The following is a 25,117-nucleotide window of genomic DNA, read 5'->3' on the forward strand; positions in this document are numbered from 1 at the left end:
CTCACCGAAACCGCAAGTATTTTTTGGTCAAAATCACTGACGACTGGTCCAGCACTGAGTATGATCTGGCGCAAGCCGATCGGTTGCAGGAACAGAGCCTTAGGCAAGCAATGCAATCACCGGCAGATAACAAGAACTCTTAGTGGGGCACCATGTCTGACATCCCAGTGGTACTTTTGCATGGCACGAATGCTGGGCCCTGGACGATGGCGCCCCTCAAAAAGTTCTTTGAAGAAGCTGGCTTTGCATGTCATGCGCCGACATACCGGTTCCATGACCTTGCGGACGGCGAAGAGCGCCGGAAAGCACTGATTGGAACGAGTATTCAAGACTACGTCTCGGATACCGTTGAATTCATCCGAACTCTCGACAGGCCGCCCATCGTCATCGGGCACTCCCTTGGCGGGCTGATCGCGCAAATTCTGTCCGGACGCGGTCTGATCGAGGCAGGTGTTCTGATCAACAGCAGCATCATGGCAGGCACAACACCGACCACGGACATGGAACGTGCCCTCGGCAAGATGTTTATGTCGGCCGGTGCCTTTTGGCAGGAGGCTCCAGGTCAGGACTTTGAATTGCTTGCGGCCTATGGTTTGAACACCATGCCGGAAATTCAGCAGCACGAAATATGTGACTGTTTGAGCACTGAATCGGGAGAGGTTTTGTTTGAGCTGTTTTTCTGGATGTATGATCAGAAACAGGCAACGCAGGTGGTGTTTGATGGGCGAAATGCACCAATGCTCTTCCTGACAGGGGGAGAAGACAAGGTCGTCCCGCCATCAACGGCCCGTCAGATGGCGGCGCGGTATGGCGATTTGGCCACTGTTCAAGAGTATCCTGGTAAATGCCACTACATGCAGCTCGAAGACGGATGGCAGGAGCTCGCGTCAAACAGTCTGGTGTGGATCCGGGAAACAGTTTCCCGCAAGAATATCTAGATCCGGACCCGGTTCGCTTTTTGGTGCGAACCTTGCGCTTTAGACCCAATTTCCCGGCTCCACCCTTGACACTTTCACCCCCAACCTTTATCGCGCTCCCATCGTGCGTCTTGGGTTCCGCCCAAGGCGAGCGCTGCTATTTGCAATGCTCCTGCAAAAAGGGGAGTGGGCGGCGCGGCACACGGAAATTTTGATAATCAACACCTCCGGGGCGGATTGCCGCTCAGGACCGAGGACGAAGCAAAACCCATGCAGGTAACCGAAACCCTCGCTGAGGGCCTCAAGCGCGAGCTGAAGATTGACATTCCGGCCGGCGATCTGGCTGTGAAGCTCGATGACTATCTGAACGACATGAAGTCCAAGGCCAACATCAAGGGCTTCCGTCCGGGCAAGGTGCCGGTCGCGCACCTGAAGAAGATGTATGGCCGTCAAGCCATGGCCGAAATCCTGTCGAACACCATCCAGGAAACCACGCAAAAGGCTGTTGAAGAGCGTTCCGAGCGCCCGGCGCTGACACCGGAAATCGATCTTCCGGAAGAAGACGCTGAGAAGATCCTGGCCGGCGATGCCGATCTGTCCTTCAAGATGACCTACGACGTACTGCCGGACTTTGAAATCGTCGATTTCGGCGGTTTTGAAATCGAGCGTCCGGTTGTCGAGATCGCGGAAGAAGAAGTCGACACTCAGGTCTCTGACATCGCCAAGAATAATACCCCGTTCGAAGCCAAGGATGGCGCTGCTGAAGACGGCGACCGCGTCACCATGTCTTACCTCGGCAAAATCGACGGCGAGCCGTTTGAAGGCGGTGCGGACGAAAACGGCCAGCTGGTTCTGGGCTCCGGTCAGTTCATCCCGGGTTTTGAAGAGCAGCTGATCGGCACGAAGGCCGGCGACGAGAAAGTCGTTGAAGTGACCTTCCCGGAAGAGTACCCGGCAGCACATCTGGCCGGCAAAGCCGCGGCGTTTGACGTCGTTGTCAAAGAGGTCGGCGCACCGGGTGAAGCCGCGATCGATGATGAGTTTGCAAAAGGCCTTGGCCTTGAGTCGCTCGACAAGCTGAAAGAAATCGTTCGTGGCCAGATCGAAGGCCAGTTCGGTCAGATGACCCGTCAGCGCGTCAAGCGTCAGCTTCTCGACAAACTGGACGAGCATTACTCCTTCGAACTGCCGGAAAAACTGCTGGAATCTGAGTTCCAGATCGTTTGGCAGCAAGTCGAAGAAGACATGAAGCGCAACGAAAAGACCTTCGAAGACGAAGAAACAACGGAAGAAGAGGCGAAAGCGGAATACCGCAAGATCGCCGAGCGCCGTGTTCGTTTGGGTCTGGTGCTGTCCGAAATCGGTGAAAAGAACAACATTCAGGTCACCGACGAGGAAATGCAGCGGGCGCTGTACGACCGTGTCCGCCAGTTCCCGGGCCAAGAGCAGCAGGTGTTTGAGTTCTACAAGAACAACCAGCAGGCCCTGGCGTCTCTGCGCGCTCCGATCTACGAGGAAAAAGTCGTCGACTTCATGCTGGAGCTTGCCAAGGTGACCGACAAGACGGTGACCAAAGAAGAGCTGGAGAAGCTTGTGGCCGAGGACGAAGACGCCGCTTGACGGTGAGTTTTTCCCGGATAATCAACAGATGCGGCGGCAACTTTAACTTTGCTTTCATGCCGCATCTGCGATGACTTTGCGTTGAGGGCGGCATCCCTATATATGGGGGTGTCGCTTTTTTCGAGTCAGGCCTTGGAACGATGCGCTTGCAAGGCCTGTTTCCAGCCCAAATCCTGGGTAACATCTCAAGCATATGGATGAGGTATGAAGGATCCTGTCGATATCTACATGAACACTCTCGTGCCGATGGTTGTCGAGCAGACAAACCGGGGCGAGCGGGCCTTCGATATCTACTCGCGCTTGCTGAAGGAGCGCATCATCTTCCTGACCGGTCCGGTCGAAGATCACATGGCAACCTTGGTCAGTGCGCAGCTGCTTTATCTGGAAGCTGACAATCCCTCCAAGGAAATCGCAATTTACATCAATTCGCCCGGCGGATTGGTCACATCCGGCCTGGCGATTTACGACACGATGCAGTTCATTCGTCCGGCCGTGTCGACCCTCTGCATTGGTCAGGCAGCTTCCATGGGCTCACTGCTTCTGGCTGCTGGCGAGAAAGACATGCGCTTCATTTTGCCGAATGCGCGGGTGATGGTTCACCAGCCATCCGGTGGTTTCCGTGGTCAAGCAGCCGACATCATGCTGCACGCCCAGGAAATCCTTGCGATGAAACGCCGGCTCAATGAAATTTACGTGAAGCACACCGGACGGAGCCTTGATCAGGTGGAAGAAGCGCTGGAGCGCGATAACTTCATGACCGCTGAAAAGGCCAAGGAATTCGGGATCGTCGACAATGTCATCACGGATCGGTCCAGCCTTGGTGGTGAAGCCGAGTCGAAAGGCTAAGGATTTCTGCGGAGAGCCACGGGTTGAAAATCCGTGGCTTTACCGTGAAAATCCCAAGGTATTCCAAGGTTTCCACCTTCGCCTTAAACCTATATTGATTTTTACCGGCGAAGCATGGTGACATCCTATAGGAAAGTGCGGCACCTTAGGCGCCTAAAACTTTCAAACCGGGAGCCTCAATTTGGCCTCACCCGGAGAGATAAGGGGTTAAGCACCCCAAAAACGCGAGGTTGACTACATGACCAAGGCCAGCGGCAGCGATTCAAAGAATACGCTCTACTGCTCCTTCTGCGGCAAAAGCCAGCACGAAGTCCGCAAGCTGATCGCCGGCCCGACTGTTTTCATTTGCGATGAATGTGTCGAGCTGTGCATGGATATCATCCGCGAGGAGAATAAATCCTCGCTGGTTAAGTCCCGGGACGGGATCCCGACTCCTCAGGAAATTCGCGATGTTCTCGATGATTATGTCATCGGGCAGGGCAGTGCGAAAAAGGTCCTGTCGGTCGCCGTTCACAACCACTACAAGCGTCTGAACCACGCCTCCAAGAACAACGATGTTGAGCTTGCAAAGTCCAACATCCTGCTGGTCGGACCGACCGGTTGCGGAAAGACACTGCTCGCGCAGACGCTTGCCCGGATTCTGGATGTGCCGTTCACAATGGCAGACGCAACGACCCTGACTGAAGCCGGTTACGTCGGTGAAGACGTCGAGAACATCATCCTCAAGCTGCTGCAGTCCGCGGACTACAACGTGGAACGCGCTCAGCGCGGCATCGTTTATATCGATGAGATCGACAAGATCAGCCGGAAGGCGGATAACCCGTCGATTACCCGCGATGTCTCCGGGGAGGGCGTGCAGCAGGCGCTGTTGAAGATTATGGAAGGCACTGTGGCTTCCGTGCCGCCGCAGGGCGGCCGCAAGCATCCGCAGCAGGAGTTCCTGCAGGTGGACACCACCAACATGCTCTTCATCTGTGGTGGTGCGTTTGCCGGGTTGGATAAGATCATCTCTGATCGTGGTACCCAGACTTCCATCGGTTTCCAGGCACAGGTTCATGCGCCGGAAGACCGCCGGATTGGCGAGCTGTTCTCCGAACTGGAGCCGGAAGACCTGTTGAAGTTCGGCCTCATTCCGGAATTCGTTGGCCGTCTGCCCGTCATCGCAACTCTGGAAGATCTCGACGAAGATGCCCTGATCACCATCCTGACCGAGCCGAAAAACGCGCTCGTCAAGCAGTATCAGCGTCTCTTTGAGATGGAGCAGGTTGAACTATCGTTCCATGAAGATGCACTGCGGGCGATTGCCAACAAGGCTATCGAGCGGAAAACCGGTGCACGTGGCCTTCGGTCCATCCTTGAGTCGATCCTTCTCGACACGATGTACGAACTGCCTGGCCTGAAGGGCGTCAAGGAAGTCGTCATTTCTCCGGAAGTGGTCAAGGGCGAAGCGCGTCCCCTCTACATCTACGAGGACCGCGAAGAGACGTCAGCGACAAGTGCGTAAGCTAGCGGCAGGCGCATAACGTTATCGTCAGACAAATGCCGCTCTGGAGTGAGCGGCATTTTGCTTTTTGCACACCTGATTTTATTCGAGGTGCGTTATCCACCGTGCTGGTGAGTCGTCAACAGACAAGTCCCTTTGTTAATGTTTGATCGCCTTGACACCGGCCTGACAGGTAGCCACCTAATAGGACGTAAGGACGGCTTGTGCGGATCGTCAACGCGCCCATCCGGGGTGTTGCGATCCGGCCCTCGGCAGACGATCGCCGAAAGCCGTTTTCCAGTGTCTCTGGCTGCCTTTATTTGTGAGTGGGGCCGGAACACGCCGAGAAAGGAAAAAGAATGAGCGACGCAGAAATCCGCGCCACTGATCCGGACAGTACGTCTGTGTATCCTGTATTGCCCCTGCGCGATATTGTCGTCTTCCCGCACATGATCGTTCCGCTGTTCGTGGGTCGTGAAAAGTCGATCAAGGCGCTTGAAGAGGTGATGACCACCGACAAGCATATTCTTCTGGCAACCCAGATGAACGCTGCCGACGACGATCCGAACCCGGACCAGATCTACAACGTTGGTACGCTGGCAACCGTGTTGCAGCTGCTTAAACTGCCGGATAACACTGTGAAGGTGCTTGTCGAGGGCGGTGCACGCGCGCAAATCGGCAACTATTCCGACCGGACCGACTATTTCGAAGCAACCGCAACCGTTTTGCCGGAAAAAGACGGCGAGAACATTGAGGTCGAGGCGCTGGCCCGCTCCGTGGTTGCCGAGTTTGAAAACTATGTGAAGCTGAACAAGAAAGTGTCGCCGGAAGTGCTCGGTGCGGTCAATCAGATCGACGATTACTCCAAACTGGCTGACACGATCGCTTCTCACCTGGCGATTAAAATCCCTGAAAAGCAGGAAATTCTTGGCGTCGTCTCTGTCGCTGAGCGTCTTGAGCGTGTCCTCGGCATGATGGAAAGTGAGATTTCCGTCCTGCAGGTGGAAAAACGCATCCGCTCCCGCGTCAAGCGTCAGATGGAGAAGACCCAGCGCGAGTACTACTTGAATGAGCAAATGAAGGCCATTCAAAAAGAACTCGGGGACAGCGAGGACGGCAAGGACGAAGTTGCCGAACTCGAAGAGAAGATCAAAAAGACCAAGCTGACCAAGGAGGCGCGCGAACGCGCTGCTGCCGAGATCAAGAAGCTGAAACAGATGAGCCCGATGTCCGCGGAAGCGACCGTCGTGCGCAATTATCTGGACTGGCTGATCGGCATTCCGTGGTCGAAGAAGTCCAAGGTCAAGCACGATTTGAGCTTTGCCGAGAAGGTTCTCGATACCGATCACTATGGCCTTGAAAAGGTCAAGGAGCGGATCGTGGAGTATCTTGCTGTTCAGAGCCGGGCGAACAAGTTGCGTGGTCCCATCCTCTGCCTTGTTGGACCTCCAGGTGTTGGTAAGACCTCGCTCGGAAAGTCGATTGCGAAGGCAACGGGACGTGAATTCGTCCGCATGTCGCTGGGCGGCGTGCGCGATGAAGCGGAAATCCGCGGCCACCGGCGGACCTATATCGGCTCCATGCCGGGCAAGGTCATTCAGTCAATGAAAAAGGCGAAGAAATCCAACCCGCTCTTCCTGCTCGACGAGATCGACAAAATGGGCATGGATTTCCGGGGTGACCCGTCATCTGCGCTGCTTGAGGTGCTGGATCCGGAACAGAACTCGTCCTTCATGGACCACTATCTGGAGGTTGAATACGACCTGTCAGACGTGATGTTCGTGACCACGGCGAACACGCTGAATATTCCAGGTCCGTTGATGGACCGTATGGAGATCATCCGGATCGCCGGTTACACGGAAGAAGAAAAAGTGGAAATCTGCCGCCGTCACCTCATTCCGAAAGCCGAGAAGGATCACGGTCTGAAAGACGGTGAGTTCTCTATCGAAGACGATGCACTTCAGTTTGTAGTGCGCCGCTACACCCGTGAAGCCGGTGTACGGAACCTTGAGCGTGAAATGGCGACCCTGGCCCGGAAAGCGGTCAAGGACATCCTGATGAGCGACAAGGAAAGCATCACGGTGACCCAGAAGATCGTTGAGGAATACCTTGGTGTTCCGCGGTACCGCTATGGGGAAGCCGAGCTGGAGGACCAGGTTGGTGTGGTTACCGGTCTCGCTTGGACGGAAGTTGGCGGCGAGCTCCTGACCATTGAAGGCCTCATGATGCCTGGTAAGGGCAAAATGACTGTCACCGGCAACCTGAAGGATGTGATGAAGGAGTCTATTTCGGCTGCGGCGTCTTATGTTCGCTCCCGTTCAATCGACTTCGGCATCGAACCGCCGCTCTTTGAGAAGAAGGACATTCACGTCCACGTTCCAGAAGGCGCAACCCCGAAGGACGGGCCATCTGCGGGTATTGCCATGGCCACGGCCGTGATCTCGACCATGACCGGTATTCCGGTGCGCAGGGATGTCGCCATGACGGGCGAAATCACCCTGCGTGGCCGCGTCTTGCCGATCGGTGGCCTGAAGGAGAAACTTCTTGCGGCTCTGCGCGGCGGCATCAAGCTTGTGATGATCCCGGAAGACAACGCCAAGGACCTGGCGGACATTCCGGACAGCGTGAAAAACTCGCTCGAGATCATTCCGGTTTCCGGCATGGATGAGGTGCTCAAGCATGCTCTGACACGCCAGCCGGAGGCCATCGAGTGGGATGAAAGCGCTGCGGAAAATGCAACCAAGGCGAGTGCTTCGGATGATGACACAACAGGTGTCGTCGCCCACTAATCCGCCCTTGACATTTGCGAAACAGTCAAGCCCCGGGAAAACCGGGGCTTTTCTTTTGAATAATTGGTCAAAACGGCTGTTTTCTGCGAAAAAACCACTTGCGTTTCAGCTCAAATCTCGCGAGTTTCGCGCAACGGCGCTGACAGGAATCGTCGGCATACGTCCGTTTCTTAGAAAGGTATCTGCTATGAATAAGAACGATCTGATCGCAGCTGTCGCAGAAAAGACCGGCCTGACAAAGGCACAGGCAGGCGAAGCAGTTGACGCAAGCTTTGAAGCTGTCACTGAGACGCTGAAAGGCGGCGGCGAAGTCCGTATCATCGGTTTTGGTAACTTCACCGTTTCCGAACGGGCTGCGACCGAAGGCCGGAACCCGCGGACTGGCGAAACGATCCAGATCCCGGCTTCTAAGACGCCGAAATTCAAGGCTGGTAAAGGCCTGAAGGACGCTGTGAACTCCTAATTGCGAGTTTGCATCGGTCCATGGACTGAAAAAACCCCGTTCTCGAATAATCGAGGATGGGGTTTTTTTCTATGCGCACTTGGCGGCCATAGAGAAGGCTAAGTTACTCGTAGCAACTGACTTTGGCTGGAAAAGGCGAGAGAACGGGTGCCGTATGAAACGGTCATCCACAGGCAGAAACGCCGATGGCATTTTTTTAGAAAATAGGTCTTGCCAAGGAGAGAGGGAGCCCATAAAAGGCATCTCACCTCGTTGAGGGCGATTAGCTCAGTTGGTAGAGCGCTTCGTTTACACCGAAGATGTCGGGAGTTCGAGTCTCTCATCGCCCACCATTACTTTTCAATGACTTAGCTCTAGTATTGCATCTTTCGCGCACATTCAGTGCTCGTTTATTGCCCGTTTACTCAGCAAATAAAGAGCCAGGTCGTCTGGAAATCGCATTTGTCGCGGCGTTGTGATGGATCGGGTTCAAGTGCCCATATGTGCTCAGCAGAATATCAAGAGTCATGCCGAGGTAGTCTGCCAGAGCATTTAGGTCCTGGACATTTTGCACGTTTTGAATCCCCCATGATGCCGCGGTGTGGCGAAGCGTATGAGGACTAACGTCAGACCCGAGTGGGTGTTTCGCTTCACCTGTTGCGGGGTCTATCTCAGTCACATCATTTCTGCTGTTAACCCAAGCTTTGCGGATGTTTTCGATTGGTTCTCCGAACCGGTTGATGACATGGGTGCATTTGCCATCAATTTTTCTCCAACGGGCTAAGTGAGGCATCAGACGTGCGGGGATGCCTATCGATGGTCGTCTCTTCTTTGTTGCGCGTTCCTTGTAGCCCTTTCGGAAAATTACCCCTTGGTCGAGATCGATGTATCCAGAACTCGAACTTGCCGTCCAACGCAAGCTGCAAATTGCCCCGACTCTTGTGCCGGTGTAGATGCCAATCAAGATTATCCGGGCAATATGATGATTACCCCGGCGCCGGGCGGCATGAAGCAACTGGGCTGCTTCTGTTCGTGTTAGCCAGCGCAGTCGGGCATCGCTTTTTTCGGGCAACTCGTACGAAGGATGATAAACCACCTTTCTTTCCTCAAGATACAAGTTGACCGCTGCTCGAAGCGTCTCCAGCTCCCGGCGAGCAGTGGCGCCAGAAACGCCTTCAGTCAGTCGCTGAGAGGTGTAAGCGCGGCAATTCGGCCGATCTACGTCAATTAGATGTTTCTCGCTCCAGAAGCGCTCCAAAGCCTTAAGGAGGTAGACTTCGTTTTTGGCATTTGCGATCCTGGGTAAACGGTGCCGTGTGTAATACCTCAATATTTCCGCGCACGAGATTGTGCCCGGTTTCTTCCCGGTTAGAGGTTCGAGTTTATCAGTGAGGTATTCCTTTAGTTTCTCCTCGGCCCCTTTGAGGTTGTCCTCGTAGCAGCCCGTTCTGAGGTTCTTTTTTCCGTCCTTGATTACCCAGACACGGGCGCCTCTGTATTCTCTCAGCCTTAGTCGAGGTGGAAGTGTGGGGCGCGGCATTCAGTTTTCCCGTTATCAAAAAGTGCCTTGGAAATCCCGATAGCAGGATCTCGGTCATTCGAACGTTCACGCTATCTATGCTGTTCGGTCTTGCCCAGAGGAAAAGATGAGAGACTATGCACCAGGTCTCGAGACCGGGCAGAAGGTTTGTCAATAGTTGTGGTTGGGCGATTTGCAATCTAGATATGGTTCAAGCTATCTTAGATGTCGTTCAAAAAAGTTATTTATAAATTGTTGTTGGAGCTACAGGTGGCTGACAAAGACCCACTGGACAAACCAGTTTCAGTATCGGGAAAATTGACCAAAACAGGCTTGCAAGCCAGCGCACATAGCCGGGCGGTTTCCGCCGGGGATCGGCTTTTGGGAAACCTGGTCGATTTGCTAAATCTACCAATTGAATCACGAAATAGAATAAAACGAGCGAAGGTTGATGCGGAAGTTCAGCTCATCAACGCTGCCACAGAGGCCTTGATCGAGGCTGCTTCTCAGAACCCCGCTGGCGCCAATGTGGTAATAAAGCAAGTACTGTCCCGAGAAGAGCGGCGAGCGGAAAATAAGCTAAGCGTTGTAGAAGAGGCTCTTCAACAACTAACGCAAAATCCTCCTACCGACGAAGAGGCAAACAGTGGTCCGGACCGCTTGGCGGATGAGTTTATCGATCGTTTTGAACGGTATGCTGAGGATGCTTCGACCGAAGAGTTGAGGCAGAAATGGGCGAATGTTCTCGCTTCAGAAGTTCGCGTACCTGGTACGTTTGGCCGAAAGGTAATGCGTATATTAGATGAAATTGACAATGAGACCGCGCAGAAATTCTCCGATTTCTGCCGCCACCGAATAGGTGGTGTTGTTCCCTTGGCATTGCATCAGCCAAAGTACAATGATGCGATGGCTTTTGAGGACAATGGACTGATTGCCACGATGGCTGCCGGGCCAGTAAGAAACTGGCAAGAGTGCACCGATGATTCTGGAAAGTTGTTAATGCTGCTTGGGCTGGACGATCATTCTGTGGCTGTCGAAAAGGGTGCCTTCATTGAAAACGTAAAGAACTTAAAAAATTCGAACTTGTTGAGGCAGCCATTTGGATCGGAAAAATACCAAACCGGGGTTGTTGTTTTGTCAGATACTGGATGCGCACTTCTGAACTTGTTTGAAAATCCAAGCCAAAAAAACGTGGTTACATTTGCTAAAATGTTCCAAGAATTGGGAGTTGAGGCAGTAGCGTTTGAGCGTACCACAGGTGACATTCTTGAGCCTATTGGTCGAAATAAAAGTGATCCCGCTACAAGCGCTGATCAGCCTATGAAAGCGCAGGTAGTCCAGGATGAGCCGAAAAACCTAAAGATCGAGCCCGCACGCGAGGCGCCGAAAGAGGTTAAGTAGCTAATTGTTGACGTTTTAAATTGGAATCCAAGGATCATGAGCGGTTCTGCTCGTTACGAAATACTGATTTTCACAGATATAGCCGCTCAGAAACCGCTCAGTAACGAATGAAAATAAAATGAAATAGATGGATCTAGTTGGATCTAAAATGGCTGAAAACGGCCGTTTTTGAGGTTGTGAGAGCCGTTTACACCGAAGATGTCGGGAGTTCGAGTCTCTCATCGCCCACCATTCCTCCTAATTAAAATCGATGACTGGCGCAGCTGTTTTTGAACCGAATGCTATACATTCGGCGATCTATCGTGAGCGTTTCTAAATCGTTGTTGCCGCTGCCTTATTGGGGGCGGCCTTTTTGTGTTTTTCATTCAACTTTTTAAGAAAAGTGCACTGTGTGCATAAATTGCTGGCGTTTGGCGGAGGAATGTGTGTATCAGAAACTTAGACGGCAAAATATAAAGTCACGATAAGTCAGAAGATTACGCCATGCTTGCAATCGGAATCCTCAAGCTCCTTGGAGCAGTTATGCTGCTCCTTTACGCCGTCCGCATGGTGCGGACCGGGTTTGAGAGAGTGTCGGGCCCAAGTATCCGGCGCACGATTGGTCGCGCGTCTGCCAATCCGTTGATTGGTATTGCCTCCGGTGGGGTGGTTGCAATCCTACTTCAAAGCGCGACAGCCGTTGCAATGCTTACGGCCGGCTTTGCCAGTTCAGGCTTCATGTCGACATCGGCGGGTCTGGCAATCCTTCTGGGTGCGGATCTCGGCTCCGCGCTGGTGGTCCAGTTTCTGTCGTTTGATTTAGGTTGGTTGATCCCCTTGTTGCTCGCAGTCGGTGCTTGGACCTTCCTGAAGCTTCCGTCGCGAACCGCGAAGCAAATTGGCCGGATCCTGATTGGGATCGCCCTGGTTTTGATTTCGCTGCAAATGATTGCAGAGGCGACCGAGCCACTCAAACAAGCATCCTTTATGCCGGCGGTCGCAGCGCATCTTGCTGCGGATCCTGTGACGGCGTTGCTGGTCGGGGCGCTGCTGGCCTTTTTGGTTCACTCCAGTGTGGCTGCCATCTTGATGATTGCGACGGTTGCGGATCAGGCCGGATTGCCCATGATGGCCGCTGTTCCGCTGGTCCTCGGCGCCAATATCGGGGCTGGCGTGGTGGCCATTTGGCTGACCCGTGGTCTGGACCAAAAGGCGCGCCTGCTTCCAATTGGCAACTTCTTGTTCCGGACAACCGGTGCGCTGGCAGCGCTGGTCGTCTTCATCGCGCTCGACGAGCTGCCGCTGGTTCTTTTGTTTGGCAGCAGCCCGGGCGCGCAATTGGTTGCTCTGCATGTGCTCTTCAACATAGCGCTTGTGATCGTCTGTTTGCCGCTTCTCAAGCCGGTCGCATGGGTGCTCGATACGTTTGCAGCCAGTGCAGCGGAGCGCGAGACGGAAGGCTTTGCCGAGCAGAGCAGCGCCCTGGATAAAAACGTCTTGTCGTCGCCGCGCCTGGCGCTGGCCAGTGCGACACGCGAGCTGTTGCGCATGGGGGAGGTGGTGGAAGCCATGGCGGCTCCGGTCATGCTGATGCTGGAGCGCGGTGATCCGGAGGCCATTGAACGCCTTCAAAAACGCGACGCTGTGGTGAACAAGATCCATGGCGACATCAAACTCTATATCGCAGAGATGAGCCGGAACGAGCTGAAACAGGAAGATGCCGAGCGGAGTATGGAGCTCGTCAGTTTTTCAGTGAACCTGGAACGGGCAGGGGATTTGGTGTCAAAGAACCTCTATGCGCTTGCCTTGGAAATGCGCGAACGGGATTTGCGGTTTTCTGCAGAAGGGCTCCGGGAGCTGTCGGATATGCATGGCCGCGTCATGGCAAACATGCAACTTTCCATGAACGTGCTTGTGTCCGGCGATGCGGAATCCGCGCGGGAGCTGATTGCAGAAAAAGACCGGATGCGGGGCCTGGAAAAAATCAGCCACGCCCGGCACTTGGAGCGTTTGACATCCGGGACGCCTGACAGTCTCGGGTCCAGCAATGCGCATCTAGAGGTCATTCGGAGCCTGAAGGACATCAACGCGCTTTTTGCGGCGGTGGCTGTGCCGATCCTTGCGGAAAAAGGGCAGCTGCGGAATACGCGCCTTGTTCCGGCAGAATAGATCTCGATCAGTCCGGGGGGCGGGCGCGCCAATTGATTGTGCACCTGACCAAATTGGAAGACCCTCAAGCCTTATTCGCCGGGTCGTTGGATTTCGAATTCTCAACCAAATCGACTTCCTGTTCGATCTGCAAAAGCGCGCGGGCGAATTGCGCAAACAACGCCACAAACACCCCGACGCCGACAAATGGATAAAGCACCGTGAACAGCCTTCCGGCAACGCTCTGCGGCGCAAGATCGCTAACGCCAACGGTCGCCAGCGTCATGGCGCTGAAATAGAGCGCATCCACCCAGCTCCAGCCTTCCACTGTCTTGTAAAAAACGGTGCCGGAGAAAAGGATAAGCCCCGCGAGGAGAAACCCGGAGCGGAAATGCGGCCGGTTCCACGATCGCAATATGGCTTTCAGCAAGCGAACCAGTGTGAGAATGGTCGACAGCATTTCAATGTCCTTTCCTGAGCCGGGGCGGAGTGCAATCAATATGCATCAATGTTTCGATGGATTGTTTTTCGCTTTGAGTGCTGAAGGGCTTTTACTTACCCACCGCACCTTAAAGTATTGAATCACTGATAAAAAAATCACATCGTCTTCGGGATTTCAGGTGGCGAGTTCCGATCTGGTAAATTGAGTTGTCCACAACCTGAACGCTTTTGGTGCGTTGGCAAAATGGCTCAAACAGAAGGCTTTTAAAAAAACGACATAATTGTCCGGCCAGAGCGCTTGACTTCATGTCTCAGCCGCCGTACATCAGCGCCACTTCGCGACGACATCACGTCGCCGCGCGAAGCGGGTGTAGCTCAGTTGGTTAGAGTGCCGGCCTGTCACGCCGGAGGTCGCGGGTTCGAGCCCCGTCACTCGCGCCACTTTCCCAAATTGGGTTTGTGGCGCATATATACCGTGAATGTGCGGGTGTAGCTCAGTTGGTTAGAGTGCCGGCCTGTCACGCCGGAGGTCGCGGGTTCGAGCCCCGTCACTCGCGCCACTCACGGTTCCCGATTTTTTCCGAGAATTTAGCAATTCAAGTTCAACCGGCCGACGTCGGTGCGCGTTGCGGCGTCCAGGTGCGTTTAAATCTCGTGCCTGATGAGCCGGGTTTCCGCTAGATCGATGCCAAATGCAGGCGATTCTAGTGATTGGCTTGATTGGTCATGGCGTGCGGCCAATTTGCCGCGCCGGTTGTGCAGAGAAAATCCTGCCTTTCAAACCCGCCGAATTATGCGCTTTGTAGCGTTCTGTTATGGATTTGGTTTAAATGTGGCAATAGCTTGACCGGGTTAGGGTCTTGCGTTGCAGCAATACGTGGGCTAGGTGTGCGCTCGCATGTTGGATTAGTGAAAAAACCGACGGGCCACGCATGACCTGATGGTACTATCCGGTGCAGGACAGGGCAGGGCTGCGGTACGGATCGCCTCCCGGTCCGCCTCCAAATGCAAGGACGCGAAAACATGGAAGAACTTCTGCGGGAATATGTCCCGATCGTCGTGTTTATCGGCATTGCGCTGGTCATTGGCCTTGCGCTGCTGATCTCGCCCTTCCTGCTTGCTTACAAGAACCCGGATCCAGAAAAGCTGTCTGCCTACGAGTGCGGCTTCAACGCTTTTGACGACGCCCGGATGAAATTCGATATTCGCTTTTATCTGGTTGCGATCCTATTCATCATCTTTGACCTGGAAGTGGCCTTTCTGTTTCCGTGGGCGGTCTCCTTCGGTGAGCTCGGCTGGTACGGCTACGGCTCGATGATGGTGTTCCTGGGCGTCCTGACGGTCGGATTTATCTACGAATGGAAAAAAGGAGCGCTGGAATGGGATTGACCACTGCCAAGCCGCTCATCGCGGAGCAGCCGAAGGGCATTATCGACCCGAATACCGGAAAGCCGGTTGGCGCGGACGACCCGTTTTTCCTGGAAGTCAATGACGAGCTTGCCGACAAGGGCTTTCTTGTCACTTCCACCGACAACCTGATTCAGTGGGCCCGCACAGGCTCCTTGATGTGGATGACGTTTGGTCTGGCCTGTTGCGCCGTTGAGATGATGCAAATGTCCATGCCGCGCTATGACGCTGAGCGCTTTGGCTTTGCCCCGCGCGCATCCCCGCGTCAGTCGGATGTGATGATTGTTGCTGGGACGCTGACCAACAAGATGGCGCCTGCGCTGCGCAAGGTTTACGACCAGATGCCGGAACCGCGGTATGTCATCTCCATGGGATCCTGCGCCAATGGTGGTGGCTACTACCACTATTCTTATTCAGTAGTACGCGGATGTGATCGCGTCGTCCCGGTCGATATATACGTCCCGGGATGTCCTCCGACAGCCGAGGCGCTGCTTTATGGGGTCTTGATGCTGCAGAAAAAGATCCGCCGCACAGGCACGATTGAACGTTGATTGCATTCGCCGCTTTGAATGGCGGCGGATTTGAGGGAAGAGGGCCAAAGCGGCCCAAATGAGAGCTCCGAAGGAGTGAGGTCGAACATGGACGAAACGTTGAAGGAACTCGCCGAGCATATCGAGCTCGGTTTGTCAGAGTCCCTCGTGTCCTGGAAGGTCGAATACGGCGAGCTCACACTGGTCGTGAATGCGTCCGACATTCTTGATGTGGTGCGGTATCTTCGCGACAACGCCTCCTGCAAGTTCGTCAACCTGACGGACATTTGCGGCGTTGACTATCCGGCGCGCGAGAAACGTTTCGACGTTGTGTACCACTTCCTGTCCCCCTTCCAGAACCAGCGTATTCGCGTGAAGCTCGAAACAGATGATGTGACGCCGGTCGCGTCTTTGACGTCTCTGTTTCCGGGAGCAGAATGGTTTGAACGGGAAGCCTACGACATGTACGGCATCTTGTTTTCCGGCCATCCGGACTTGCGCCGGATCCTGACGGATTACGGCTTCGACGGTCATCCGCTGCGCAAGGATTTCCCTGTGACCGGGTTTGTCGAAGTCCGCTATGACGACGAAAAGAAACGCGTTGTTTATGAGCCGGTTCGCCTGAACCAGGAAATGCGCACCTTTGATTTCCTCTCGCCATGGGAAGGCACGGATTACGTGCTGCCGGGCGATGAAAAAACAACGACGAATTAAGGCGGGTCCCGATGGCTGAGGCTCAGGTTCGTAACTTCAACATCAACTTTGGTCCGCAGCACCCGGCGGCGCACGGCGTGTTGCGTCTGGTGCTGGAGCTGGACGGCGAGGTGGTCACTCGCGTCGATCCGCATATCGGCCTTTTGCACCGCGGCACGGAAAAGCTGATCGAGCAGAAGACCTATCTTCAGGCTGTTCCGTACTTCGATCGACTGGATTATGTTGCGCCGATGAACCAGGAGCACGCGTTTGCTCTGGCCGTTGAGCGTATGCTCGGTATCGAAGTGCCGAAGCGCGGACAGCTGGTGCGTGTGCTTTATTCGGAAATTGGCCGGATCCTGTCGCACCTTTTGAATGTCACCACTCAGGCGATGGACGTTGGCGCGTTGACGCCGCCGCTGTGGGGCTTTGAGCCGCGTGAAGAGCTGATGGTCTTCTATGAGCGCGCCTGCGGCGCGCGGATGCACGCTGCCTATGTGCGTCCGGGTGGTGTTCACCAGGACCTGCCACGGGACCTTATGGATGATATCTGGGATTTCTGTGACCCGTTCCTGCAGACGCTGGACGATATCGAAGGTCTTTTGACAGACAACCGCATCTTCAAGCAGCGGAATGTTGACATTGGTGTTGTCGATCTGGACGACGCCTGGGCTTGGGGTTTCTCCGGCGTCATGGTCCGGGGATCCGGGGCGCCTTGGGATCTGCGCAAGTCGCAGCCGTATGAGTGCTATTCCGAACTCGACTTCGACATTCCGATCGGTAAGAACGGCGACTGTTATGACCGGTATTTGATCCGTATGGATGAAATGCGTCAGTCGATCCGGATCATGAAGCAGTGCCTGGAGAAGCTGACGGTGGAAACCGGTCCGGTATCGTCTGCTGACGGTAAGATCGTTCCACCCAAGCGTGGTGAAATGAAACGCTCGATGGAGTCGTTGATCCACCACTTCAAGCTCTACACGGAAGGCTATCACGTACCGCCGGGTGAAGTTTATGCGGCCGTTGAAGCGCCGAAAGGCGAATTCGGTGTGTATCTCGTGGCTGACGGCACCAACAAGCCGTACCGCTGCAAGATCAAGGCACCGGGCTACGCCCACCTTTCGGCGATGGATTTCGTCTGCCGTGGCCACCAGCTCGCCGACGTTTCAGCGGTGCTTGGATCCATGGACATCGTTTTCGGCGAGGTTGACCGCTAATGCGGGGCATCCTCCACACAATTTCGACCCAGGCAGCCGCTGTAGCGGCGGCGGGCAGCTGATAACAACGGGAATTACCTCATGGCAGTTCGCAGGCTTGCGGCGGAACAACCTGATAGCTTTGAGTTCACCGAGGAAAACCTCGGCTGGGCGAAGAAGTTGATCGACCGCTATCCCGCCGGCCGTCAGGCGTCAGCGGTCATCCCGCTTCTGTGGCGTGCGCAGGAACAGAACGATGGCTGGGTCAGCGAACCGGCGATACGCTATATTGCTGATCTCTTGGAAATGCCGAACATCCGCGTTTTGGAAGTTGCGACCTTCTACACCATGTTCCAGCTTCAGCCGGTTGGAAAGAAAGCCCACATTCAGGTGTGCGGCACGACACCGTGCCAGCTGCGCGGCTCGGAAGATCTTATCAAGATCTGTAAATCCCGCATCGCGAAGCATATGCACGAGATCTCCGAGGACGGCATGTTCTCCTGGGAAGAGGTTGAGTGCCTGGGTGCTTGCGTGAACGCGCCAATGGTGCAGATTTTCAAGGACACCTATGAAGATCTGACCGAAGAGAGCTTCAACAAGCTTCTGGACGATATCGAAGCCGGGAACGAAGTGACGCCAGGCCCTCAGAATGGCCGCCGTTTCTCCATGGCTGAGGGCGGGCAAACCAGCCTGACCGAGATTGAAGACAACACCACGGGCACCCTGCCTGTCCCGCAAGTGGTCGATGGGTCTGAAAAGGCGTCTCATCATTTTGCAGGCGCTGCCATCAACACCGGCGGAAATGACTACGACGGCGTGCCGACACCGGCCGAAGATGCTGTTGCCAAGGTAAAGGCAGCTTTCGCGGCAAAAGCCGAAACGCCAGCCGACGCTCCGGCTGAGAAAAAAGCTGAGGCGCCGAAAAAGGCTGCACCGAAAAAGACGGCTGCCAAAACAGCTGACAAGGTTGAAAAAGCGGCTGGAAAGGCCAGCGAGCCGGCACCTGTATCCAAGGCCAAGCCGGAAGCGAAGGTCGAAGCTGCTGAAACGGTTTCTGAAAAGGCACCGGAAACCTTGAAGCAAGCCCGCGACGGCAAACCCGATGACCTGAAAAAGCTTAAGGGTGTTGGGCCGAAGCTGGAAGCGACGTTGCACGAACTCGGCTTCTTCCACTTTGATCAAGTTGCGAGCTGGGGACCGGAAGAGGTGGCCTGGGTCGATAGCCGGCTGAAGTTTAAGGGGCGCATCGAGCGTGACGGCTGGATTGAGCAGGCCAAACTGCTCGCGTCCGGCGGAGAGACCGAATTTTCCAAGCGTGTGGAAGCAGGCGAAGTCGCTTCCTCCAAGAGCGAAGACTAAGGGGAAGAGATGCTTCAGGATAAGGATCGTATCTTCACCAACATCTACGGCCTTCACGACTGGGGTCTGGAAGGCGCGAAGAAACGTGGTCAGTGGGACAACACCAAGGGGTTGCTCGACAAGGGCCGCGACTGGATCATCCAGGAAATGAAGGACAGCGGTCTCAGAGGCCGTGGCGGGGCGGGGTTCCCGACCGGCCTGAAATGGTCCTTCATGCCCAAAGAATCAGATGGCCGTCCGGCGTATCTCGTCGTCAATGCCGACGAATCCGAACCGGGCACCTGTAAAGACCGTGAAATCCTTCGCCACGATCCGCACACGCTGGTCGAGGGCTGCCTGGTTGCCGGTTTCGCCATGGGGGCGATCGCGGCCTACATTTACGTGCGCGGTGAGTTCATCCGTGAGCGCGAGCGCCTGCAGGCAGCGATTGACCAAGCTTATGACGCCGGTCTGATCGGAAAGAACAACAAGAACGGCTACGATTTCGACATCTACGTTCACCATGGCGCAGGTGCTTACATCTGCGGTGAAGAAACAGCCTTGCTGGAGAGTCTGGAAGGCAAGAAGGGCCAGCCGCGCCTGAAGCCGCCGTTCCCGGCAAACGTTGGTCTGTACGGTTGCCCGACGACTGTGAACAACGTGGAATCGATCGCAGTTGCGCCGACCATCCTGCGCCGCGGCGGCGGTTGGTTCGCGAGCCTTGGCCGTCCGAACAACACCGGTACGAAACTCTTCTGCGTCTCTGGTCACGTCAATCAGCCGGCGACTTTCGAAGAAGAGCTCGGCGTTCCATTCTCCGAGATGATCGACAAGCATTGCGGTGGCATTCGCGGTGGTTGGGACAATCTCCTGGCGGTTATTCCCGGCGGATCTTCGGTCCCGTGCTGTACGGCTGAGGAGATCAAAGACGCGCCGATGGATTTCGACACACTGCGCGGCATGGGCTCCGGCCTTGGCACAGCGGCGGTGATCGTCATGGACAAGTCGACCGATATCATCAAGGCGATTGCCCGCCTCAGCTACTTCTATAAGCACGAGAGCTGCGGCCAGTGCACGCCCTGCCGGGAAGGCACAGGCTGGATGTGGCGTGTGATGGAACGCATGGTGAAGGGCGAGAGCTCCTATGAAGAGATCGACATGCTCTTCAAGGTCACCAAGCAGGTCGAAGGCCATACAATTTGTGCTCTTGGAGATGCGGCTGCATGGCCGATCCAGGGCTTGATCAAGAATTTCCGGCCGGTCATCGAGCAACGCATCGATGACTATGTCGCCAAGTCGAGAACGTCTTCGACCATGGTGGCGGCTGAGTAAGCGGAACGGAATTTGGAGAGCAGCGGATGACGAAGCTCATCATCGACGGCAATGAGGTAGACGTCCCGGCGGACTACACCCTGCTTCAGGCCTGTGAAGAGGCAGGCGCCGAGGTTCCGCGGTTTTGTTACCACGACCGCCTGTCGATTGCCGGCAACTGCCGCATGTGCCTGGTGGAAGTAAAGGGCGGACCGCCCAAGCCGACCGCGTCTTGCGCGATGGGCGTGAAGGACCTGCGTCCGGGACCGAACGGCGAGCCGCCGGTCGTTGAGACCAAATCCGAAATGGTCAAGAAGGCCCGCGAAGGGGTGATGGAGTTCCTGCTCATCAACCACCCGCTGGACTGCCCAATCTGCGATCAGGGCGGGGAGTGCGACCTTCAAGACCAGGCAATGGCCTACGGTGTCGACACCACGCGTTTCGACGAAAACAAGCGCGCGGTTGAGAACAAGGAAATCGGCCCGCTCATCAAGACGATCATGACCCGCTGCATTCACTGCACGCGCTGTGTCCGTTTCACAACGGAAGTTGCAGGTGTGTCGGATATGGGCCTGATTGGCCGCGGGGAAGATGCGGAAATCACCACCTATCTGGAAGCGGCGCTGTCCTCAGAAATGCAGGGCAACGTGGCCGATCTCTGCCCGGTTGGTGCGCTGACGCACAAGCCTTACGAGTTCCACGCCCGTCCTTGGGAGTTGACCAAGACCGAAAGCATCGACGTCATGGATGCGCTGGGTTCAGCTATTCGCGTTGACACACGCGGCAAGGAAGTCATGCGTGTGATGCCGCGGCTCAATGAAGAGATCAACGAAGAGTGGATCTCCGACAAGTCCCGTTACATCTGGGATGGGTTGAAGACACAGCGTCTTGATCGCCCGTATGCGAAGATCGATGGGAAACTACAGCCGGTTTCCTGGTCTCAGGCGTTCCAGATCATTGCCGACAAAGTCAAAGCGACATCCGCTGAAAAGGTCGGTGCGCTCGCCGGACAGCTCGCCAGTGTTGAAGACATGTTTGCACTTAAGAGCCTGATGGAAAAGATCGGCTCCGCCAACATCGATAGTCGGTTCCCGGGTTCACCGTTGCATCCGTCGAATGGCCGCGCGAGCTATCTCTTCAACTCCACAATTCAGGGAATTGAAGAAGCAGATGCCATCTTGCTGATCGGCACCAACCCGCGCGTTGAAGCACCTGTTCTGAACGCCCGGATCCGCAAGCGTTGGGCACAGGGCGATCTAACCGTTGGTGTGATCGGCGAAAATGCTGATCTGACTTACCCGGTGACTTACCTCGGGGCTGGTCCGGACAGCATCAAGGAATTCGTCAAACACGCACCGGCCAAGGCCAAAAAGCCGATGTTCATCATCGGGCAGGGCGCTTTGAACCGGGCCGATGGCGCAGCTGTCCTGGCGAACCTTGCGGCAGCCGCAAAATCCCTGGGTGTGATCAAGGACGGTTGGAACGGCTTCAATATCCTCCACACCGAAGCTTCCCAGGTCGGGGCGCTCGACATCGGGTTTGTCCCGGGCGATGGCGGCAAGGACACGGGCGGCATGCTGGAAAGCGGCGCGCTGGATGTTCTCTTCCTGCTCGGTGTTGATGAGATTAAGGTTCCGGAAGGCGCGTTTGTGGTCTATCAGGGTACACATGGCGACCGCGGGGCGCACCGCGCCGACGTGATCTTGCCGGGCGCAGCTTACACCGAGAAATCCGCCATCTACGTGAATACGGAAGGCCGGGTTCAAATGGCGGACCGCGCGGGCTTCCCTCCAGGTGATGCGCGCGAGGACTGGGCAATCCTTCGGGCATTGTCCGCGGTTCTCGGTCAGGCCTTGGAATTTGATTCCCTGTCGCAACTGCGCTCCAAGCTCTTTGAAGCGGTGCCGCATATGGCGGCGATCGATTCCATCGAGGCCGGCGATGCTGCCGATATTCAGAAGCTGGCCAATGGCAAAGCCAAAATGGACGGCGCCGGGTTTGCAAACGTGATCCGGGACTTTTATTTGACCAACCCGATCGCACGCGCCTCCAAGGTGATGGCCGAGTGTTCGGCGCTCGCGAAAACGCGTGCCGCAGAAGCTGCGGAATAAGGGGTAGGGGACCGAAATGGCTGAGTTCATGACCACCTACGGCTGGCCGTTCCTCTGGATGGTATTCCAGAGCGTACTGTTGCTTGTCGTGCTTTTGGTGATCGTCGCCTACGTGCTTTATGCGGACCGCAAGATCTGGGCGGCTGTTCAGATCCGCCGTGGCCCGAACGTTGTCGGGCCCTGGGGGCTTCTCCAGAGTTTTGCCGATCTTTTGAAGTTTGTTTTGAAAGAGCCGGTGATCCCGTCGGGGTCTAACAAGGTTCTGTTCCTGCTGGCGCCCCTCGTTTCCGTGCTGCTTGCCCTGGTGGCGTGGTCAGTCATTCCGGTGGACTATGGCTGGGTGATTGCGAACATCAACGTCGGTGTGCTGTTTGTCTTCGCCGTATCTTCCTTGGAAGTCTATGGTGTGATCATCGGCGGTTGGGCGTCCAACTCCAAGTATCCGTTCCTGTCAGCCCTTCGGTCCGCAGCTCAGATGGTGTCTTACGAAGTCTCCATCGGTTTCGTCATCGTCACGGTTCTGTTGTGCGCAGGCACCTTGAACCTGACCGGTATCGTTCTGGCGCAAGAAACCGGCCTTGCAGACATGCTGGGCGTGCCGTGGCTGAATATTCTGAACTGGTACTGGCTGCCGCTGTTCCCGATGTTCGTCGTGTTCTTCGTATCGGCATTGGCTGAGACCAACCGTCCGCCGTTCGATTTGGCCGAAGCGGAATCAGAACTGGTCGCCGGCTTCATGGTGGAATATGGCTCCACACCGTACATGATGTTCATGCTCGGCGAGTATGTCGCGATCTGCCTGATGTGCGCGCTGATGACCATCTTCTTCATGGGTGGTTGGCTGCCGCCGTTTGACTTCGCACCGTTCACCTGGGTGCCGGGCGTCATTTGGTTCATCCTGAAGTGTCTGCTCTGCTTCTTCATGTTCGCCATGGTCAAGGCGATGGTCCCGCGCTACCGGTATGACCAACTGATGCGTCTTGGCTGGAAGGTGTTCCTGCCGCTGTCGCTCGCCATGGTGTTTGTGGTCGCAACAGTCCTGATGATCACAGGCTGGGCGCCGGGCGCGGCGTAAGGGGACGGTTTATGGAAGTGTCGCTCCCCGGAGTGATCGGAGTTGCCGTTGGGCTTTATGTCGGCTGGCTCGATTGGAAGATCCTGAAGGGCATCCTTCAGGCGGCGGAGACGAAAAACAGACAAGCTGGCGGCGACGGTGGTGTCGTTGCCAGATACCGGGCACCAATCGGTGCACTGATTTTTGGTATTCCGGTGATCGGTTTTCCGATTGTCGGCTATTGGGCCGCCAGCCTGCTGGCTGGCTGAGGTAAAGAGAGGCTAACGCGATGGTTGGACAAACCGTCAAATCGCTGTTTCTGCAAGAGTTCGTATCGGCATTTTTCTTGGCGATGCGCTACTTCTTCAAACCGAAGCCAACGGTCAATTATCCGTTCGAGAAGGGCCCCGTAAGCCCGCGGTTCCGTGGTGAGCACGCGTTGCGCCGCTATCCGAACGGGGAAGAACGCTGCATTGCCTGCAAGCTGTGCGAAGCGATCTGTCCGGCTCAGGCGATCACCATTGAAGCCGGCCCGCGCCGCAACGATGGCACCCGCCGCACGACCCGTTACGACATCGATATGGTGAAATGCATCTATTGCGGCTTTTGCCAGGAAGCGTGCCCTGTGGATGCAATCGTTGAGGGGCCAAACTTCGAATTCGCCACCGAAACCCGTGAAGAGCTTTACTACGACAAGGAAAAGCTGCTCGCGAATGGGGATCGTTGGGAGCGTGAAATCGCTCGAAACATTGAAATGGATGCTCCTTACCGTTAGGAGCTAACCGCACACTCCAAGTTCAGCCTGGCAATCCGGCCGGGCCCCGCATTTTCTGGCCGAACGGCCACACGACAGGCAGGTCTTTGAAATGATCCTGAAAGCCCTCTTTTTCTACCTGTTTGCAGGCGTCACAGTCGCGTCCGCATTCATGGTGATCGCGGCCCGGAACCCGGTGACCTCGGTCTTGTTTCTGATCCTGGCCTTCGTGAATTCCGCGGGACTGTTCATTCTGCTTGGTGCTGAGTATCTGGCGCTTTTGCTGGTGGTTGTCTATGTCGGCGCGGTCGCCGTTCTGTTCCTGTTCGTCGTCATGATGCTGGACGTGGACTTTGTGGAACTGCGCCAGGGCTTCTTGCAGTATCTGCCGGTAGGTGGCCTGGTTGGGCTGATTCTTCTTGTCGAGTTGCTGATGGGTCTCGGCGCTTGGGTCATTCTGCCGGAGTTGACCGCGAACACTGTGGAGCCGACACCGCCGCTGACCGAGATGACCAACATCGAGGCGCTCGGTTCGGTGCTCTACACCAAGTACATCTATTTCTTCCAGGTCGCTGGTTTGATCCTGCTGGTGGCCATGATTGGCGCGATCGTTCTGACACTGCGCCACAAGCCGAATGTCAAACGGCAGGACATTCCGACCCAGGTTGGCCGCACGCGCGAAGCCGCTGTCGAGGTCCGGAAGGTCGAAACGGGCAAGGGTATCTGACGCGAAACGTTCGCGTCGTTCGATAAGTCCTGCAACCGGCACGCTCCTCCGTGCGGTTCAGGGTTGGGGTAAATGAGGGGAGCACGGCGAGGCGCCCATGGAAATCGGTCTGTCGCACTATCTGTCGGTCGCGGCGATCCTGTTCGTGATCGGGATCTTCGGGATCTTTCTGAACAGGAAAAATGTGATTGTCATCTTGATGTCGGTTGAGCTGTTGCTGCTCGCCGTGAACATCAACTTCGTCGCCTTTTCGTCGTTCCTCGGCGATCTGATCGGGCAGGTCTTCACCATGCTCATTTTGACCGTCGCGGCCGCAGAAGCTGCGATCGGACTTGCAATCCTGGTGGTCTTCCACCGGAACCGCGGCTCCATCGCCGTGGAAGACGTCAACGTGATGAAAGGGTAGGGGCT

22 protein-coding genes and 3 tRNA genes are annotated in these 25,117 nt (G+C 55.6%); 23 read left to right on the plus strand and 2 right to left on the minus strand.

Going from position 1 to position 25,117, the window contains the following annotated elements; translation table 11 throughout:
• Window positions 1–152: 152 nt before the first annotated feature.
• From RBB44_RS08710 to RBB44_RS08740, 7 genes are all read left to right on the plus strand, one after another.
• On the plus strand, window positions 153–938 hold the full coding sequence (locus RBB44_RS08710) for an alpha/beta hydrolase (RefSeq protein ID WP_306147000.1): 786 nt from the start codon (window positions 153–155) through the stop codon (window positions 936–938).
• A 249-nt stretch (window positions 939–1,187) separates the two neighbouring features.
• Window positions 1,188–2,537 carry a trigger factor gene (gene tig, locus RBB44_RS08715; protein ID WP_306147001.1) on the plus strand — a complete coding sequence of 450 codons (1,350 nt, stop codon included), beginning with the start codon at window positions 1,188–1,190 and terminating at the stop codon, window positions 2,535–2,537.
• Between the two features lie 204 nt (window positions 2,538–2,741).
• Complete coding sequence (locus RBB44_RS08720; protein ID WP_209177711.1) at window positions 2,742–3,383, plus strand: ATP-dependent Clp protease proteolytic subunit; 642 nt, start codon at window positions 2,742–2,744, stop codon at window positions 3,381–3,383.
• A 238-nt stretch (window positions 3,384–3,621) separates the two neighbouring features.
• Entirely contained in the window at window positions 3,622–4,887 is a 1,266-nt protein-coding gene (gene clpX / locus RBB44_RS08725) for an ATP-dependent Clp protease ATP-binding subunit ClpX (RefSeq protein ID WP_133950095.1), read from the plus strand.
• A gap of 338 nt (window positions 4,888–5,225) precedes the next feature.
• Window positions 5,226–7,655 (plus strand): endopeptidase La, encoded by a 2,430-nt coding sequence (gene lon / locus RBB44_RS08730; RefSeq protein WP_306147002.1) that lies wholly within the window; start codon window positions 5,226–5,228, stop codon window positions 7,653–7,655.
• A 187-nt stretch (window positions 7,656–7,842) separates the two neighbouring features.
• Window positions 7,843–8,118, plus strand: coding sequence for an HU family DNA-binding protein (locus RBB44_RS08735; RefSeq protein ID WP_008192569.1), 276 nt, complete (start codon window positions 7,843–7,845; stop codon window positions 8,116–8,118).
• Between the two features lie 256 nt (window positions 8,119–8,374).
• A tRNA-Val gene (locus RBB44_RS08740) sits at window positions 8,375–8,450 on the plus strand.
• Between the two features lie 68 nt (window positions 8,451–8,518).
• Here the strand turns inward: RBB44_RS08740 and RBB44_RS08745 are convergent.
• Complete coding sequence (locus RBB44_RS08745; protein ID WP_306147003.1) at window positions 8,519–9,637, minus strand: site-specific integrase; 1,119 nt, start codon at window positions 9,635–9,637, stop codon at window positions 8,519–8,521.
• 249 nt (window positions 9,638–9,886) lie between these two features.
• Between RBB44_RS08745 and RBB44_RS08750 the strand changes: the two genes are divergently transcribed.
• Both RBB44_RS08750 and RBB44_RS08755 read left to right on the plus strand, forming a co-directional pair.
• Window positions 9,887–11,017 carry a DUF2806 domain-containing protein gene (locus tag RBB44_RS08750; RefSeq protein ID WP_306147004.1) on the plus strand — a complete coding sequence of 377 codons (1,131 nt, stop codon included), beginning with the start codon at window positions 9,887–9,889 and terminating at the stop codon, window positions 11,015–11,017.
• Between the two features lie 483 nt (window positions 11,018–11,500).
• Entirely contained in the window at window positions 11,501–13,165 is a 1,665-nt protein-coding gene (locus tag RBB44_RS08755; RefSeq protein ID WP_306147005.1) for a Na/Pi cotransporter family protein, read from the plus strand.
• Window positions 13,166–13,229: 64 nt separating this feature from the next.
• Here RBB44_RS08755 and RBB44_RS08760 read toward each other — a convergent pair whose 3' ends face one another.
• Complete coding sequence (locus RBB44_RS08760) at window positions 13,230–13,604, minus strand: potassium channel family protein (RefSeq protein ID WP_306147006.1); 375 nt, start codon at window positions 13,602–13,604, stop codon at window positions 13,230–13,232.
• Between the two features lie 345 nt (window positions 13,605–13,949).
• Here RBB44_RS08760 and RBB44_RS08765 point away from each other — a divergent pair.
• The 14 genes from RBB44_RS08765 (at window position 13,950) to nuoK (ending at window position 25,112) form a co-directional block, all read left to right on the plus strand.
• Window positions 13,950–14,026: transfer RNA gene (locus tag RBB44_RS08765), tRNA-Asp, on the plus strand.
• 42 nt (window positions 14,027–14,068) lie between these two features.
• A tRNA-Asp gene (locus RBB44_RS08770) sits at window positions 14,069–14,145 on the plus strand.
• A 463-nt stretch (window positions 14,146–14,608) separates the two neighbouring features.
• Window positions 14,609–14,974, plus strand: a complete 366-nt coding sequence (locus RBB44_RS08775; protein WP_133950091.1) for an NADH-quinone oxidoreductase subunit A — start codon at window positions 14,609–14,611, stop codon at window positions 14,972–14,974.
• Window positions 14,965–15,543: an NADH-quinone oxidoreductase subunit B family protein gene (locus RBB44_RS08780; protein WP_040451925.1), complete on the plus strand. Its 579-nt coding sequence runs from the start codon at window positions 14,965–14,967 to the stop codon at window positions 15,541–15,543. The genes RBB44_RS08775 and RBB44_RS08780 overlap by 10 nt, the downstream gene beginning before the upstream one ends.
• An 87-nt stretch (window positions 15,544–15,630) precedes the next feature.
• On the plus strand, window positions 15,631–16,236 hold the full coding sequence (locus RBB44_RS08785) for an NADH-quinone oxidoreductase subunit C (protein ID WP_306147007.1): 606 nt from the start codon (window positions 15,631–15,633) through the stop codon (window positions 16,234–16,236).
• An 11-nt stretch (window positions 16,237–16,247) separates the two neighbouring features.
• The gene (locus tag RBB44_RS08790; protein ID WP_306147008.1) at window positions 16,248–17,432 is read left to right on the plus strand and encodes an NADH-quinone oxidoreductase subunit D; all 1,185 of its coding nucleotides are present in this window, start codon (window positions 16,248–16,250) and stop codon (window positions 17,430–17,432) included.
• A gap of 81 nt (window positions 17,433–17,513) precedes the next feature.
• Window positions 17,514–18,770: an NADH-quinone oxidoreductase subunit E gene (locus RBB44_RS08795; protein WP_306147009.1), complete on the plus strand. Its 1,257-nt coding sequence runs from the start codon at window positions 17,514–17,516 to the stop codon at window positions 18,768–18,770.
• 9 nt (window positions 18,771–18,779) lie between these two features.
• On the plus strand, window positions 18,780–20,081 hold the full coding sequence (gene nuoF / locus RBB44_RS08800; protein ID WP_133950083.1) for an NADH-quinone oxidoreductase subunit NuoF: 1,302 nt from the start codon (window positions 18,780–18,782) through the stop codon (window positions 20,079–20,081).
• A 26-nt stretch (window positions 20,082–20,107) separates the two neighbouring features.
• Window positions 20,108–22,171 (plus strand): NADH-quinone oxidoreductase subunit NuoG, encoded by a 2,064-nt coding sequence (gene nuoG / locus RBB44_RS08805; RefSeq protein ID WP_306147010.1) that lies wholly within the window; start codon window positions 20,108–20,110, stop codon window positions 22,169–22,171.
• 16 nt (window positions 22,172–22,187) lie between these two features.
• Window positions 22,188–23,246, plus strand: a complete 1,059-nt coding sequence (gene nuoH, locus RBB44_RS08810) for an NADH-quinone oxidoreductase subunit NuoH (protein ID WP_133950079.1) — start codon at window positions 22,188–22,190, stop codon at window positions 23,244–23,246.
• Window positions 23,247–23,257: 11 nt separating this feature from the next.
• Window positions 23,258–23,494 (plus strand): hypothetical protein, encoded by a 237-nt coding sequence (locus tag RBB44_RS08815; protein WP_306147011.1) that lies wholly within the window; start codon window positions 23,258–23,260, stop codon window positions 23,492–23,494.
• 20 nt (window positions 23,495–23,514) lie between these two features.
• Complete coding sequence (gene nuoI / locus RBB44_RS08820) at window positions 23,515–24,000, plus strand: NADH-quinone oxidoreductase subunit NuoI (RefSeq protein WP_008193406.1); 486 nt, start codon at window positions 23,515–23,517, stop codon at window positions 23,998–24,000.
• 91 nt (window positions 24,001–24,091) lie between these two features.
• Complete coding sequence (locus RBB44_RS08825; protein ID WP_133950075.1) at window positions 24,092–24,706, plus strand: NADH-quinone oxidoreductase subunit J; 615 nt, start codon at window positions 24,092–24,094, stop codon at window positions 24,704–24,706.
• A gap of 97 nt (window positions 24,707–24,803) precedes the next feature.
• Entirely contained in the window at window positions 24,804–25,112 is a 309-nt protein-coding gene (gene nuoK / locus RBB44_RS08830) for an NADH-quinone oxidoreductase subunit NuoK (RefSeq protein ID WP_008192836.1), read from the plus strand.
• Window positions 25,113–25,117: the final 5 nt, after the last annotated feature.

It is taken from the genome of Roseibium sp. MMSF_3247, assembly GCF_030733765.1.
GTDB lineage: Bacteria > Pseudomonadota > Alphaproteobacteria > Rhizobiales > Stappiaceae > Roseibium.

Bases quoted from the DNA above. Each gene is read 5' to 3' on its own strand.
- RBB44_RS08710 (WP_306147000.1), top strand. From the start codon at position 153: ATGTCTGACATCCCAGTGGTACTTTTGCATGGCACGAATGCTGGGCCC.
- tig (WP_306147001.1), top strand. From the start codon at position 1,188: ATGCAGGTAACCGAAACCCTCGCTGAGGGCCTCAAGCGCGAGCTGAAG.
- RBB44_RS08720 (WP_209177711.1), top strand. From the start codon at position 2,742: ATGAAGGATCCTGTCGATATCTACATGAACACTCTCGTGCCGATGGTT.
- clpX (WP_133950095.1), top strand. From the start codon at position 3,622: ATGACCAAGGCCAGCGGCAGCGATTCAAAGAATACGCTCTACTGCTCC.
- lon (WP_306147002.1), top strand. From the start codon at position 5,226: ATGAGCGACGCAGAAATCCGCGCCACTGATCCGGACAGTACGTCTGTG.
- RBB44_RS08735 (WP_008192569.1), top strand. From the start codon at position 7,843: ATGAATAAGAACGATCTGATCGCAGCTGTCGCAGAAAAGACCGGCCTG.
- RBB44_RS08745 (WP_306147003.1), bottom strand. From the start codon at position 9,637: ATGCCGCGCCCCACACTTCCACCTCGACTAAGGCTGAGAGAATACAGA.
- RBB44_RS08755 (WP_306147005.1), top strand. From the start codon at position 11,501: ATGCTTGCAATCGGAATCCTCAAGCTCCTTGGAGCAGTTATGCTGCTC.
- RBB44_RS08760 (WP_306147006.1), bottom strand. From the start codon at position 13,604: ATGCTGTCGACCATTCTCACACTGGTTCGCTTGCTGAAAGCCATATTG.
- RBB44_RS08775 (WP_133950091.1), top strand. From the start codon at position 14,609: ATGGAAGAACTTCTGCGGGAATATGTCCCGATCGTCGTGTTTATCGGC.
- RBB44_RS08780 (WP_040451925.1), top strand. From the start codon at position 14,965: ATGGGATTGACCACTGCCAAGCCGCTCATCGCGGAGCAGCCGAAGGGC.
- RBB44_RS08785 (WP_306147007.1), top strand. From the start codon at position 15,631: ATGGACGAAACGTTGAAGGAACTCGCCGAGCATATCGAGCTCGGTTTG.
- RBB44_RS08790 (WP_306147008.1), top strand. From the start codon at position 16,248: ATGGCTGAGGCTCAGGTTCGTAACTTCAACATCAACTTTGGTCCGCAG.
- RBB44_RS08795 (WP_306147009.1), top strand. From the start codon at position 17,514: ATGGCAGTTCGCAGGCTTGCGGCGGAACAACCTGATAGCTTTGAGTTC.
- nuoF (WP_133950083.1), top strand. From the start codon at position 18,780: ATGCTTCAGGATAAGGATCGTATCTTCACCAACATCTACGGCCTTCAC.
- nuoG (WP_306147010.1), top strand. From the start codon at position 20,108: ATGACGAAGCTCATCATCGACGGCAATGAGGTAGACGTCCCGGCGGAC.
- nuoH (WP_133950079.1), top strand. From the start codon at position 22,188: ATGGCTGAGTTCATGACCACCTACGGCTGGCCGTTCCTCTGGATGGTA.
- RBB44_RS08815 (WP_306147011.1), top strand. From the start codon at position 23,258: ATGGAAGTGTCGCTCCCCGGAGTGATCGGAGTTGCCGTTGGGCTTTAT.
- nuoI (WP_008193406.1), top strand. From the start codon at position 23,515: ATGGTTGGACAAACCGTCAAATCGCTGTTTCTGCAAGAGTTCGTATCG.
- RBB44_RS08825 (WP_133950075.1), top strand. From the start codon at position 24,092: ATGATCCTGAAAGCCCTCTTTTTCTACCTGTTTGCAGGCGTCACAGTC.
- nuoK (WP_008192836.1), top strand. From the start codon at position 24,804: ATGGAAATCGGTCTGTCGCACTATCTGTCGGTCGCGGCGATCCTGTTC.